This window comes from Nocardia sp. NPDC051787 (genome assembly GCF_040681325.1).
In the GTDB taxonomy this organism is placed as follows: Bacteria; Actinomycetota; Actinomycetes; order Mycobacteriales; family Mycobacteriaceae; genus Nocardia.
On sequence record NZ_JBFAYO010000018.1, the window covers coordinates 45392 to 58303 of the forward strand.

Annotated in this window: 13 protein-coding genes; 8 read left to right on the top strand and 5 right to left on the bottom strand. The window is 70.4% G+C overall.

Annotated elements, in window-relative coordinates:
• Positions 1–68: 68 nt before the first annotated feature.
• On the bottom strand, positions 69–752 hold the full coding sequence (gene cofC / locus AB0M45_RS20275) for a 2-phospho-L-lactate guanylyltransferase (protein WP_364331092.1): 684 nt from the start codon (positions 750–752) through the stop codon (positions 69–71).
• Between the two features lie 31 nt (positions 753–783).
• On the opposite strand from cofC, the gene AB0M45_RS20280 reads away from it, so the two are divergent.
• The gene (locus AB0M45_RS20280; protein WP_364331094.1) at positions 784–1779 is read left to right on the top strand and encodes an NAD(P)H-dependent glycerol-3-phosphate dehydrogenase; all 996 of its coding nucleotides are present in this window, start codon (positions 784–786) and stop codon (positions 1777–1779) included.
• Positions 1780–1866: 87 nt separating this feature from the next.
• On the top strand, positions 1867–2970 hold the full coding sequence (locus AB0M45_RS20285) for a D-alanine--D-alanine ligase family protein (protein ID WP_364331097.1): 1104 nt from the start codon (positions 1867–1869) through the stop codon (positions 2968–2970).
• A 53-nt stretch (positions 2971–3023) separates the two neighbouring features.
• On the opposite strand, the gene AB0M45_RS20290 is transcribed toward AB0M45_RS20285, so the two are convergent.
• Complete coding sequence (locus tag AB0M45_RS20290) at positions 3024–3776, bottom strand: DUF3515 domain-containing protein (protein ID WP_364331100.1); 753 nt, start codon at positions 3774–3776, stop codon at positions 3024–3026.
• 144 nt (positions 3777–3920) lie between these two features.
• Between AB0M45_RS20290 and AB0M45_RS20295 the strand changes: the two genes are divergently transcribed.
• From AB0M45_RS20295 to AB0M45_RS20310, 4 genes are read left to right on the top strand one after another with little or no spacing between them, the layout of a single operon-like run.
• Positions 3921–4919 (top strand): thiamine-phosphate kinase, encoded by a 999-nt coding sequence (locus AB0M45_RS20295; protein WP_364331103.1) that lies wholly within the window; start codon positions 3921–3923, stop codon positions 4917–4919.
• Between the two features lie 11 nt (positions 4920–4930).
• The gene (locus tag AB0M45_RS20300; RefSeq protein WP_364331106.1) at positions 4931–5614 is read left to right on the top strand and encodes a uracil-DNA glycosylase; all 684 of its coding nucleotides are present in this window, start codon (positions 4931–4933) and stop codon (positions 5612–5614) included.
• A 52-nt stretch (positions 5615–5666) separates the two neighbouring features.
• Positions 5667–5906, top strand: a complete 240-nt coding sequence (locus AB0M45_RS20305) for a hypothetical protein (protein WP_364331109.1) — start codon at positions 5667–5669, stop codon at positions 5904–5906.
• Positions 5907–5963: 57 nt separating this feature from the next.
• Positions 5964–6827, top strand: a complete 864-nt coding sequence (locus AB0M45_RS20310; protein WP_364331112.1) for an alpha/beta hydrolase — start codon at positions 5964–5966, stop codon at positions 6825–6827.
• Between the two features lie 7 nt (positions 6828–6834).
• Here AB0M45_RS20310 and AB0M45_RS20315 read toward each other — a convergent pair whose 3' ends face one another.
• The 3 genes from AB0M45_RS20315 to rpmB form a co-directional block, all read right to left on the bottom strand.
• Complete coding sequence (locus tag AB0M45_RS20315) at positions 6835–7623, bottom strand: enoyl-CoA hydratase-related protein (RefSeq protein ID WP_364331115.1); 789 nt, start codon at positions 7621–7623, stop codon at positions 6835–6837.
• 9 nt (positions 7624–7632) lie between these two features.
• Positions 7633–8175: a GNAT family N-acetyltransferase gene (locus tag AB0M45_RS20320; RefSeq protein WP_364331118.1), complete on the bottom strand. Its 543-nt coding sequence runs from the start codon at positions 8173–8175 to the stop codon at positions 7633–7635.
• Positions 8176–8280: 105 nt separating this feature from the next.
• On the bottom strand, positions 8281–8472 hold the full coding sequence (rpmB, locus tag AB0M45_RS20325; RefSeq protein WP_011210730.1) for a 50S ribosomal protein L28: 192 nt from the start codon (positions 8470–8472) through the stop codon (positions 8281–8283).
• 306 nt (positions 8473–8778) lie between these two features.
• On the opposite strand from rpmB, the gene AB0M45_RS20330 reads away from it, so the two are divergent.
• Both AB0M45_RS20330 and recG read left to right on the top strand, forming a co-directional pair.
• Complete coding sequence (locus AB0M45_RS20330; protein WP_364331122.1) at positions 8779–10605, top strand: DAK2 domain-containing protein; 1827 nt, start codon at positions 8779–8781, stop codon at positions 10603–10605.
• A 3-nt stretch (positions 10606–10608) separates the two neighbouring features.
• Positions 10609–12888, top strand: a complete 2280-nt coding sequence (gene recG, locus AB0M45_RS20335) for an ATP-dependent DNA helicase RecG (protein ID WP_364331125.1) — start codon at positions 10609–10611, stop codon at positions 12886–12888.
• Positions 12889–12912 lie beyond the last annotated feature (24 nt).

A 12912-nucleotide genomic window follows, 5' to 3' on the forward strand; every position in this document is an offset into this window, starting at 1 on the left:
TTACCGACGAGCGGGTGTGCAGCCCCCAGCGCGGATTGACGTATGTCTCACGCCACCGCGGCGACCGCCTAGCACACGTGTGGAACGTGCTCGTGAACGGCGCCCGGCCAACCGATGTCATGCACGACAGCGCGGGTTGCGTCACCGGCCCCGAGCGCTACGGCGCGGTCCAGATCGTCGGCAGTGTCCACGTCCAGGCGCAGTCCCGGCCAGTCCCCGGCGAGGTCCACCGCGCCCGCGGCGATGTGAGTGCGGGCCGACCCCGGGCCGAAGCGCGGGTCGAGCGCGGCGACCGGGTCGCGGACCACGAGCGCGGCGGTTCCGCTGCCCGCGTGGTCGACCACGATCGACCGCACTCCGGGCGGCGCGGTGGCGAGCATGTCCGAGAGCTCTTCCGGACGCAGTGCGGGCAGATCGGCCTGCAAGGCGAGCAGGTCGATGGGGCCGTGCGCGGCGCGCAAGGCGGCGGCGGTGGCGGCCAGGGCGGTGTTCAGTCCGTCGGAGTTCCGCTCGCGCGGCTCCGGATGGACGTCGGCGCCCAGTGTGCGAGCCAGATCGGCGACCGCGGGGTCGGGGGTGACCACGGTCACGGATACCACAGCGGCGACCGCTCCGGTCGCGGTCACGGTGTCGGCGAGCATGGCCAGCACCAGCCGCGCCCGGTGCTCCGGGCGCAGCCGGTCGGCCAGTCGGCTCTTGGCCCGATCGAGGCTCTTGACCGCGATCACGGCATGCACGGAGTGCGGGCGCATGCGTGCAATCCTTCCATGGCATATTGGGCTGATGACGAGGGCAGCGGTGCTGGGCGCGGGATCGTGGGGCACCGCGTTCGCGAAGGTGTTGGCGGACGCGGGAACCGAGGTCACGATCTGGGCCCGGCGGCCCGAGGTGGCCGCGACGCTGGCCTCCGAACATCGCAATCCCGATTACCTGTCCGATATTCCGCTGCCGCCGATCGCGGCCACCCACGACCCCGCGGTGGCGCTGGACGGGGCGCAGATCGTGGTGCTGGCGGTGCCGTCCCAATCCCTGCGGGTCAACCTCGCGGAGTGGAAGGGCTTGATCGCTCCGGACGCCACGCTGCTGAGCCTGGCCAAGGGCATCGAGACCGGGTCGCTGCTGCGCATGAGCCAGGTGATCGGGGAGGTCACCGGCGCGGACCAGAACCGGATCGCGGTGTTGTCCGGGCCGAACCTGGCGCGCGAGATCGCGGTGGGTCAGCCCGCCGCGACCGTGATCGCCTGCTCGGACACCGACCGCGCGGTAGCGGTGCAGCACGCCAGCGCGACCGGATATTTCCGGCCCTACACCAATACCGATGTAATCGGCTGTGAGATCGGCGGTGCCTGCAAGAATGTCATCGCGCTCGCCTGCGGCATCGCCTCGGGGATGGGTCTCGGCGACAACTCGATCGCCAGCCTGATCACCCGCGGTCTGGCCGAGATCATCCGGCTCGGGGTGGCCCTCGGCGCGGAACCCACCACGCTGGCCGGCTTGGCCGGGGTCGGCGACCTGGTCGCCACCTGCACCTCGCCGCTGTCGCGCAACCGCTCCTTCGGTCACGTGCTCGGCGCGGGCGGGTCGATGGATGCCGCCCAGTCGGCCACTCATGGCCAGGTCGCCGAGGGTGTGAAGTCCTGCACATCGATTCGTGCGCTGGCCGAGCGGCACGGGGTCGAGATGCCGCTGACGACCTCGGTGCACCAGGTCTGCCATGAGGGGCTCTCGGTCCGCGAAGCCGTCGACAACCTGCTCGGACGGCGGATCAAACCGGAGTGATCCGGCTGCGCCCGGCTCAGGGCGGATATCGCCGTAGCCGGACGGTCAACGGTGGGTACGCTCGCCGAAACGGGTACGGTTCCGGGCATGAGGAACCGGATCAGGGTTGCGGTGGTGTTCGGCGGACGCAGTAACGAGCACGCCGTGTCCTGTGTATCGGCCGGCAGCGTGCTGCGCAATCTGGATCCGGAGAAGTACGAGGTCGTGCCCATCGGCATCACCGCGGCGGGCCGCTGGGTGCTCGGTGGTTCGGACGTGGCCGCGCTCGGCATTCACGACCGCGCCCTGCCGTCGGTGGACGCCACCGGCACGGCACTGACCCTGGCCGCCGACCCGAGCCGCCCGGGGGCGCTGATCGCGCTGGACGATCCGGCCGCCGCCCTCGGTTCGGTCGATGTGGTGTTCCCGATCCTGCACGGGCCGTTCGGCGAGGACGGGACCCTGCAGGGGATGCTCGAGCTCGGCGGAATCCCCTACGTGGGGCCAGGGGTGCTGGCAAGCGCGGCGGGGATGGACAAAGAGTTCACCAAGAAGCTGCTCGCGGCCGAGGGACTGCCGATCGGCACCCAAGTGGTGCTGCGACGCGGTACCTCGACGGTCGCCGAGGAGGATCGGCAGCGCTTGGGACTGCCCGTGTTCGTGAAGCCCGCGCGCGGCGGGTCATCGATCGGCATCACCAAAGTGACCGACTGGAACGAGCTGGACGCGGCGATCGCCGCGGCGCGCGAACACGATCCGAAGGTGATCGTGGAAGCGGGCATCGTCGGACGCGAAGTGGAATGCGGTGTCCTGGAATTCCCGGACGGGCGGGTCTCGGCGAGTGTGGTCGCGGAGATCCGGATGCCGGAGGACGACAGCACCGCCGCCGCGCCCGAGTTCTACGACTTCGACACCAAATACCTCGACGACGTCTGTGAATTCGACGTCCCGGCCAAGCTGGACGACGAGGTCTCCGACCGGATCAGGGAACTGGCGGTGCGCGCCTTCCAGGCCCTCGACTGCCAGGGACTGGCGCGGGTCGATTTCTTCGTCACCGAGCAAGGGCCGGTGATCAACGAGATCAACACCATGCCCGGCTTCACCGCGATCTCCATGTACCCGCGCATGTGGGAGGCCACCGGAGTCGACTTCGCCACGCTGGTCTCCACGCTCATCGAAACGGCCCTCGCCCGCGGCACCGGCCTGCGCTGAGTCGTGCGGCCCTGAGCTCCGCGACAGTCGCGCGGCCAGGAAGCGATCGCCGGTCAGTTGGGCAGCGGTCCCGGGTCGATCGGCTGTGCGGGGAGGGTGGCGGTGATGGTGTCGGAGACCTCTTGCAGCGGGGTCGGTCCCGAACCGTCGGGGACGGTCAGGGCGATGTAGGTGCTCCGGTCGACGGCGAACCAGGTGCTCGCCTTCGCTACCTGGTCCCGGGCCTCGAACCACTGCACGCCGTTCACGATCTGCAAAGGCGAGGCGCGGTTGAACTCGAGCGGGCGGTCCAACCCGCAGCGCAGCACGATGGGGTCGCCGCCGTCCGTGCGCTGCCATGCTCGGGTGGCCGGCGGAGCGGGCTCCACGAGGGTCGATTTGCCGAACTCGCCGAGGTCCGCGGGCAGGGCGGGCAGCAGAGCGGCGCAGGCGGGACCGTCCGCGGCCGGGGCGGGAACGGGACCGAGGACCAGCGGTTCCCGCTCGACGGGTGCGCGGCGCGCCAGCACCGCGGCCACCAGCACCGCGACGACCAAGACGACCGGCAGCGCCACGGCGGTGGCGATGAGGGCCGGGGAGTACTGAGGTGATCCGGCGGCCGGGTGGTCCGGCTCCTTTGCTTCGCAGTCCGCGTCGTCGGCGTCCGATTCCGCGGGCTCGGTGGCGGTTGGCGTGTCCGGCTGGGTGTCACCGGTGTCGACCGCCGGACCGCCTACGGCGTCCGGGGCATCGGACGCGGATCTCGCGGCATCCGCGTGTTCGTCCTCGTGTTCCGTCGAATCCCGGTTCGACGAATCCGCCGCCATGCTCACCGATCCTTCCTGTTCGCGCGCATCGGGCGTCGGCCCGGTGGTACTCGAGTGCCTGGCGAAAGGGTACCGTCGGCCTCGTTCCAGCAAGCGGCACGCCGGAAAGGATCGGTCATCAGCGCGAGCACGGGCCCGAGGACAGTGCGTGGACTGGGGGAGTTCGCGCTGATCGATCGCATCAACGCGGGGCGGGTGCAGACGCCGGGCGTGCTGCTCGGCCCCGGCGACGACGCGGCGCTGGTCGCGGCTCCGGACGGCCGGTTCGTGGTCACCACCGACATGCTGGTGCAGGATCGGCATTTCCGGCTGGACTGGTCCGGTCCCGAGGACATCGGCCGCAAGGCGATCGCGCAGAACGCCGCCGACGTGGTCGCGATGGGCGCGACGCCGACCGCGTTCGTCGTCGCGCTCGGCTGCCCCGCCGACACCCCGCTCGAGCTGGTCGACGGACTCGCGGACGGGATGTGGGCCGAGGCCGCAAGGGCGGGCGCGTCCATCGCGGGCGGCGACCTGGTCCGCAGTCGCGACCTGGTCATCTCGGTCACCGCCTTCGGCGACCTGGGTGGCGGCGCGCCGATCACGAGATCCGGTGCGCGCGTGGGCGATATCGTCGCGGTCGCGGGCCGCCTCGGCTGGTCGGCCGCTGGACTCGACGCGTTCACCGCCGGTGTGAGCGGTACCGAGGTCGCGGAAGCGCTTGCCGCACATCGTGTTCCGCAGCCGCCCTACGCCGCCGTGCTGGACGCGCTTCGGTGTGGGTCGACTACGGCCGGTTCGGCGGACGTCGGGCCGCACGCGCTGACCGACGTGTCCGACGGGCTGCTCGCGGATCTGGGACATGTCGCCGCGGCCTCCAGCGTCGCGATCGATCTGGATTCGGCGGCGTTGCGTGATCCGGCGCTGGAACGCGTCGCCGCCGTGCTGGACGCCGATGCGGCGCAATGGATTCTGACCGGAGGCGAGGACCACGCCTTCGCGGGCAGCTGGGCGCCGGGCCGTCCGCTACCTGCGGGATGGGTCGCGATCGGGCATGTTGTGGCCGGTCACGGGCTCACCGTCGACGGTGTGGCGCAGACGGGCGACGGTGGGTGGGAATCGTTCCGTGGGGCGGCTTGGGCAACCGGAGACGAACCACGCTAAGTTGTGCGGTCATGGGCACGAAACCACTGTCGGAAATCATGGATCCGGGATGGGCGAAGGCACTCGAGCCGGTGGCGGATCGGATTGCCGCCATGGGTGAGTTCCTGCGTGCCGAGAACGCGGCGGGCCGCGGCTATCTACCGGCGGGTGAGAACGTCCTGCGCGCCTTCCAGCGTCCGTTCGACGACGTGCATGTGCTCGTCGTCGGCCAAGATCCCTATCCGACGCCGGGCCACCCGATGGGCCTGAGTTTCTCGGTGGCGCCGGATGTTTCGCCGATTCCGCGCAGCCTGGCCAATATCTTCGCCGAGTACAGCAAGGATCTCGGCCACCCCACGCCGTCCTGCGGTGATCTGAGTCCGTGGTCGGACCAGGGAGTGCTGATGCTGAACCGAGTGCTCACCGTGTCGCCCGGCAAGCCGGCCTCGCATCGGGGCAAGGGCTGGGAGGCGGTCACCGACCAGGCCATTCGCGCCTTGGTCGCCAGGGACGAGCCGATGGTGGCGATCCTCTGGGGCAAGGACGCGGCGACGCTGAAGCCGCTGCTGATCGAGTCCGAGATCCCCTATATCGAGTCCGCGCATCCGTCGCCGTTGTCCGCGTCGCGCGGGTTCTTCGGTTCGCGCCCCTTCTCGCGAGTGAACGAACTACTCGACGAACTAGGGGCCGAACCGGTTGACTGGCGCCTGCCCTGAATGGGTGCCAGTGTGTGATCGACCGAGAGAAAACCGAGTGAGGAGCTGTTCCATGCACAACACCACCGTCCGCGGCGCGCTGCGCGGCACCACCGCGACCCTGGCCGTCTGCGCCGCGCTCACCAGCGGCGCCGCCGTCGCCGGCGCGGCCCCGCTGCGGCTCGAGCCCGCCACGGAGACCACCACGGCTCCGGTCGCCGAGGAGTACACCTCCAGCGGCTCCTCCACCATCTCCTCGTCGGTGCACGCCAAGATCGCGTGCCTGGTGTTCGCGGGCAATCTCGCCTGCTGAGTAATCGATTCGCAGGTTTGCTTCGGCTAAGGCCGGTGTTGTGCGATCCTACAGATCGTGAGTAATGCGAACGATCTTCTCGAACCGTCTCGGCTGCGGCTGCGCGGTTCGGGCGGAATCGAGCTGGTCGCCGACCAGTTCGGCCCGGTCGACGGCCCGCTCGTCGTCTTTCTGCACGGCGGCGGGCAGAACCGTCACTCGTGGAAGCAGACCGGCGCGCGGCTGGGCGCGTCCGGGATGCGGGTGATCACCCTGGACGCGCGCGGCCACGGCGACAGCCAGTGGGCGCCCGACCGCGACTACCGGCGCCACACCATGGTCCAGGACTTTCTGCTCGTGCTGGAACAACTCGGCGCGCCCGCGGTGGTGGTGGGTGCCAGCATGGGCGGCGTCACCGGACTGCTCGCCACCGCCGAGCCGGGCGGGGAGGCGATCAGCGCCCTGGTGCTGGTCGACATCGTGACCAGGCCGGAGCCGGAAGGCGTCGCCCGGGTGATCGACTTCATGGGTAGGCATCGAGACGGCTTCGACAGCATCGAGCAGGCGGCCGACGCGGTCGCCGCCTACCTGCCGCACCGCCCGCGACCGAAGAACACCGACGGTCTGCTGCGCAACCTGCGTGAACGCGATGGCCGCTGGTACTGGCACTGGGATCCGGACATGCTCGGCGGCCGGCTGGAGGACCCGTCCGCGATGATCGAGCAGATGGAGGACGCGGCGCGCGTCCTGAGCATTCCGGTGCTGTTGGTGCGCGGTATGCGTTCGGACGTGGTGAGCCCCGAGGGCGCCGAAGCGTTCCAGCGGCTGGTGCCGCATGCCCAGCTCGTGGAGATCGGTGGCGCCGCGCACACCGCGGCCGGTGACGACAACGATTCGTTCACCGATGCGGTGGCGAAATTCGTGCTCTCGACCCGGGAATGACGCGGACTCAGGCGAGCCCGGTGTAGTCGGGCTTGCGTTTCGCGACGAACGCGTCCACGCCCTCGCGACCGGCGGGTGAGTTCGCCGCCGTGGCGATACCGTCCCGTTCGCGGTCGAGCTGATCGCTCAGCGTTGCCGAATCCGATTCCCGCAGCAGAGATTTGATGCTCGCATAGGTGGACAGCGGTCCGGAGGCGAGAGTGCGAGCGATTCGCTGCGCCTCGCCCGCGATCTCCGTATCGGGAACGAGCCTGCTCAGGACGCCCAGGCGCACCGCCTCGCCGGCATCAAGGACGGCATCGGTGAGCAGGATTTCGCGGGCCCGGCCCGCCCCGACGATCCGGGGCAGGGTCCAGGACATGCCGCCGTCGGGACTCAGTCCGATGCCCGGGTAAGCGGGGCGCAGCTTGGTGCCCGGCCCGCCGAGCGCGATATCGGCCACGCAGACCAGGCTCATGCCAGCGCCCGCGGCCCAGCCCTGCACCGCGGCCACCACCGGGACGGGGGTGGCGTCCAGCGCGCGGACGAACTCGTGCAGGTCGGTGGCGAGACCGTGGATGTGCGCGGAGCGGTCGTGCGCCGCGGCGAAGCCGCGGATGTCGCCGCCGGCGCAGAAGTTCGCGCCGGTGCCTCGCAGCAGCACCGCGCCCACGTCGGCCCCGAGCGAGCCCAGTGCCGTGGTGCCCGCCTTGATACCGGCGAAGTCCATCGATGTGCCGTTCGCGGCGGTGGCGATGGTGATCTGGAGAACGCCGTCGACGGTCGTCACGTACTCGGCTTGCTCGGTGGAGGTCATGCCTGCACCCTAATCGGTGCCATCCGGGGCCTCGGCCGGTGCGGAGTCGCCGTGCGTCGTCGATGGGCGGACCATGCGCACCTCGATCGCGGATGTGAACGATTCGACCTTGCGGGTGCCGTCGAGCATGAATCCGTGTCTGCGGTAGAAGGCCTGCGCGCGGGGGTTCTGCTCGAACACCCACAGTGAGCACGCGGCGGCCGGATCGAGCGCGGCGCGGATCAGGTCGTCGGCTACGCCGCTGCCGTGCCAGGGGGTGCGGACATAGAGGGCGTGCAACTCCCACGGGGACACGGCGCGCGTGTCGCGCGACGGGCCCGCGCTGGCGAATCCGATCACCACGTCGTCGACTGTCGCGACATGCGTGCGGCCGGGATGCCGCACGCGGTCACGCTCCCACTGCTGGGCCCGGCGTTCGACATCGAACGCGTCGAGCACGTGCGCGGGTACCAGGTCGCGATAGGCCTCGCGCCAGCAGGCGATATGGCATTCGGCGAGGCTGCGTGTGTGCTCGGCGGCCAGCGGCAGGATCCGCCACGGATGCTCGGTCATACCGGCCATACTCGCCGAACCGCCGCAGTCATGACGACGCCCCGGACCGCCCGAGAAGGGTGCCGGGGCGTGTGCCGATGGTGCTGGTTCGGCCGGAGGCCGGAATCAGCCGCGGACGACCTTGCCCGCCTTCAGGCAGGAGGTGCACACGTTCATGCGGCGGGTGTTGCCCGGCGCGACCTGTGCGCGAACGGTCTGGATGTTCGGGTTCCAGCGACGGTTGGTGCGCCGGTGCGAGTGCGAGACCGACTTCCCGAAGCCGGGGCCCTTGGCGCAGACGTCGCAGACGGCAGCCATAGTCGCGAACTCCTTCATGTCATGTGGGGACCGCCGCCTTCGCGATGCGGCGTTGTCCCGGTGCAATGTCAAGTGTGCCCTGTCGGCGGAAGCCGACCAGCGCAGACCGGCGACGGCCGCGCTAGGCAACCCTGCAAGGGTAGCTGTGCGGGCGCCGATCCACCAAACCGGTCCCAGGGGACGAGTGCCGGAACGGATGCTGGGCACACCCGATTGTAGTGGGACGGTGTCACCGGGTCCCTGTCGGCACCGCCCGCTAACCTGACGGTCGGTGGTGGTGCGCAGGTGGCGGAAGGGAGAGGCGACGTGCCCGGAGCGCGGGATGTGATGGACGGCACGGCACTGCTGTGCTGGGGTCGCACCTGCCTCACCGGCCTGGAACTGCGGCGCGAGGAGATCAACGCGCTCAATGTCTTTCCCGTCCCGGACGCCGACACCGGAACCAACCTGCTGGCCACCATGTGTGCCGCGGTCGAAGCGGCGGAAGGTGCCGCGGCGAGCAGCGCCGATGGCGCGGCCCATACCGTCGCCGCCGTGATGGCGCACGGTGCCACGGTCGGCGCGCGGGGCAATTCCGGAATCATCCTGTCCCAGGTGCTGCGCGGCGTCGCCGAGGCGGTGCGCAGCGGGCCGCTGACGGCGGACCGCTTGCGCGACGCGCTCGCCAGGGCCTCGGGGCTGGTACGCGAGGCGCTCAGCGTGCCCATCGAGGGAACGATCCTCACCGTCCTGGACTGCGCTTCCGCGGCCGCGGCCACCTGCCCGGATCAGACATTGGGCGACGTCGCGCTCGCGGCGGCCGATGGCGCGGCCAAAGCACTCGGCGACACGCCTTTTCAGCTCGGTGTGCTGCGCGCGGCCGGTGTTGTCGACGCGGGCGCCCTCGGACTGGTCGTGCTGTTGGACAGTCTGGTCTCGGTGACCCGCGGTGAGGCGCCTACGCGGCCGGAGTATCCGCGGGCCCCTGTGGCCGCGATGCGATCAGCGCCCGTCGACGCCGAGCCGCGATACGAGGTGATGTACCTGCTGGCCGGCGCCGACGAGGCGAAAGTGGCGGCGCTGCGGGCCCGCCTCGCCGAACTCGGCGACTCGGTCGTGGTCGTGGGTGACGGCGATCGGTCCTGGTCGGCCCATGTGCACTGTGCCGACGCGGGCGCGGCGGTGGAGGCGGGGATCGCGGCGGGCACGCTCAGCCGGATCCGCATCGAGAACGTCGCGGTCGGGGCGCACCACGATCAGTGGGAGCGGTACGGCGAAACCGTCGTACCACGGGCCGACCGCCACGGTGGAGGCGCGGGAACCGGCACCGTCGCCATCGTTGACCAGACCGATGCGGCCGAAGGCAGCGGCCATGGGTCCGCCGCGCGGGTGGAACCCGCACCAGTGAGCGGCGCCCTCGTGGGATCTACCGCCGCGGGCTCGGGTTCGGCGCAGGTGGCGGGCGTTCTCGGCGCCGCGGGGATATCGCGGACCCCGCCGGACCGCGGGATTCTGGCCGTGGTCGCCGGAGACGGCGCCGCGAACCTGTTCGAGGACGCGGGCGCGGTGGTGCTGGCGGGCGACCCGGCGGTCACCGCGACGACGCTGCTGGCTGCGATCCGGCGGATGCCCCACCGCGAAGTGCTGGTGCTGCCCAACGGCGCGCTGGCCGCGCACGAGCTGGTCGCCGTCGGCGTCGCGGCCCGTGACGCGCATCGTGACGTGCTGCTGCTGCCGAGCGCGTCCATGGTGCAGGGGCTTGCCGCGCTGGCCGTGCACGACCGCGGGCGGATCGCCGTCGACGATGCCTTCGCCATGTCCGAGGCCGCCGCCACGACGCGGTGGGGATCGCTGCGTGCCGCCACCGAGCGCGCGCTCACCCTGGTCGGCACCTGTGCGTCGGGCGATGGGCTCGGGCTGGTCGGCCACGAGGTCGTCGTGATCGACCGCGACGTGCGCACCGCCGGACGGACACTGCTCGATCGGCTGCTCGCCTTCGGTGGTGAGCTGGTCACCCTGCTGATGGGCGCGGAGGCGCCACAGGAGCTCGGCGCGGAACTCGCCGCGCATATCGCGCAGGGCTTCCCCGGTGTCGAGGTGATCGTGTATTCCGGTGGGCAGCAAGGCGATTTGGTGCAGATCGGAGTGGAGTAGGGCATGGCGACACTGAGCGATCGGCTCGATCACATCCTGGGCGCGAAGGCGGCCGCCTCGCTGGCGGACGCGTTCGACATGCACACCGTCGAGGACCTGTTGCGCCACTACCCGTTGCGCTACGCGACCCAGGGGCAGCCGCTCACGGAGGAGGCTCCCGAAGACGGTTCGCACATCACGGTCATCGGGCGGATCACCAAGGCCGAGTTGCGGCCGATGCGCAACCGCCGCGGTTCGCTGCTGAAGGTGGTCCTCGATACCGGTTCCGGGCGCGGCGTCGACGTCACCTTCTTCAACGGTGACAAAGTGAAATACGTTGTGCGCGAGGGCCTGCGGGCGATGATGTCGGGCACCGTGAACTACTGGCGGCCCGGTCAGTGGAATCTCAGCCATCCCGGCTACCTGATCCTGCCGGAGACCGACGGCGACGACTCGGTCGGCGAGCTGACCAAGGTGCGCGGCGGCGGTGATCTGCGCGGCCTCGCGCAGAGCGCGAAAGGCGCCGGGGGAGTGGATACCTCGTTCATGGAGCGGGAATTCATCCCGGTCTATCCGGCGACCGCGAAGGTGCAGAGCTGGGACGTGCTCGCGTGCGTGCGCCAGGTGCTCGACCAGCTGGACCCCATCGAGGACCCGCTGCCGGAGGACATGCGCGGGGAACGCGCACTGCTGGACCTGTCCGACGCGCTGCGCCTGATCCATCTGCCCGACCGTAAGTCCGATATCGACCGGGCCAAGGATCGCCTGCGTTTCGACGAAGCGCTGGCCTTGCAACTGGTATTGGCCGAGCGGCGGCACGAGGTGTCCGGCCGTAGCGCGCGGGCCTGCCCGCCACGCGCCGACGGCATCGCAGCGGCGTTCGACGGTCAGCTGCCGTTCGACCTCACCGCGGGGCAGCAGAAGGTGGTCGGCGAGATCTCCGCCGATCTGTCCCGGGAGCAGCCGATGCACCGGCTGCTACAGGGGGAGGTCGGCTCCGGCAAGACGATCGTCGCCTTGCACGCCATGCTCCAAGTGGTCGACGCAGGATTGCAGTGTGCGCTGCTCGCGCCGACGGAAGTGCTTGCCGCGCAACACTATCGGTCGTTACGCGGCATGCTCGGTGAACTGGGCTCCGCGGGCGAACTCGGCGCGGCCGAGCACGCGACCCGCGTGGTGCTGGTGACCGGGTCGATGTCGGCCTCCGCCAAGAAGGCCGCGCTGCTGGAGGCGGTGACCGGCCAGGCGGGCATCGTGATCGGCACGCACGCGCTGATCCAGGACAACGTCGAGTTCTTCGATCTCGGCATGGTGGTGGTCGACGAGCAGCATCGCTTCGGCGTCGAACAGCGGGATGCCTTGCGCGCCAAGGCGAAACCGGATTCGAGCCCGCATCTGCTGGTGATGACCGCGACGCCGATCCCGCGCACCATCGCGATGACCACACTCGGCGATCTGGAGACCTCCACGCTCACCGAACTGCCGAAAGGCCGCTCGCCGATCGTCTCCAAGGTGGTGCCGCGCAGGCAGCATCCGAACTGGGTGGATCGCGCCTGGGAGCGGATCGTGGAGGAGGTCACCGCCGGGCGCCAGGCCTACGTGGTGTGCTCACGCATCGGCGACGACGAGGAGGGCGCGGGCAAGTCCCGCAACGGGCGCTCGAAGTCCGGCGACGGCGAGAAGGACGGCCCGACCACGCAGGCGGTGCTCGACGTGTTCGAGATGCTGCGCGGCGGGCCGCTGTCGGGCGTTCGAGTCGGCTTGCTGCACGGCAGGTTGCCCGCCGACGAAAAAGACCAGGTGATGCGGGCGTTCAACGACGGATCGGTGGACGTGCTGGTGTGCACAACGGTGGTCGAGGTCGGTGTCGACGTACCGAACGCGACGGTGATGGTGATAGTCGACGCGGACCGCTTCGGTGTCAGCCAGCTGCACCAGCTGCGTGGCCGGATCGGGCGCGGCGCGCATCCGGGGCTGTGTCTGCTGATCACCGACGCCGCCCCGGGCGGGTCCGCGATGGCGCGGCTGGACGCCGTGGCCGCCACCACCGACGGCTTCGAACTTGCGGTGCTCGACCTGCGCACCCGCCGCGAGGGCGACGTGCTCGGCGCCGCCCAGTCCGGCACGGCCCGTTCCCTGCGCCTGCTGTCGCTGCTGGACGATCTCGAGGTCATCACCGCCGCCCAGGAATTCGCCCGTTCCGTCGTGGCATCCGATCCCGGCCTGACCAGGCACCCCGGTTTGGCGAGCATGATGCATGCGGCCGTGGACACCGAGCGCCTGGAGTACTTGGCCAAGTCGTGAAGCACAAATCGTGCTGCACCGAAT

Coding starts and splice junctions, on each gene's coding strand:
- cofC (WP_364331092.1), bottom strand. CDS start 752: ATGCGCCCGCACTCCGTGCATGCCGTGATCGCGGTCAAGAGCCTCGAT.
- AB0M45_RS20280 (WP_364331094.1), top strand. CDS start 784: ATGACGAGGGCAGCGGTGCTGGGCGCGGGATCGTGGGGCACCGCGTTC.
- AB0M45_RS20285 (WP_364331097.1), top strand. CDS start 1,867: ATGAGGAACCGGATCAGGGTTGCGGTGGTGTTCGGCGGACGCAGTAAC.
- AB0M45_RS20290 (WP_364331100.1), bottom strand. CDS start 3,776: ATGGCGGCGGATTCGTCGAACCGGGATTCGACGGAACACGAGGACGAA.
- AB0M45_RS20300 (WP_364331106.1), top strand. CDS start 4,931: ATGGGCACGAAACCACTGTCGGAAATCATGGATCCGGGATGGGCGAAG.
- AB0M45_RS20305 (WP_364331109.1), top strand. CDS start 5,667: ATGCACAACACCACCGTCCGCGGCGCGCTGCGCGGCACCACCGCGACC.
- AB0M45_RS20315 (WP_364331115.1), bottom strand. CDS start 7,623: ATGACCTCCACCGAGCAAGCCGAGTACGTGACGACCGTCGACGGCGTT.
- AB0M45_RS20320 (WP_364331118.1), bottom strand. CDS start 8,175: ATGACCGAGCATCCGTGGCGGATCCTGCCGCTGGCCGCCGAGCACACA.
- rpmB (WP_011210730.1), bottom strand. CDS start 8,472: ATGGCTGCCGTCTGCGACGTCTGCGCCAAGGGCCCCGGCTTCGGGAAG.
- recG (WP_364331125.1), top strand. CDS start 10,609: ATGGCGACACTGAGCGATCGGCTCGATCACATCCTGGGCGCGAAGGCG.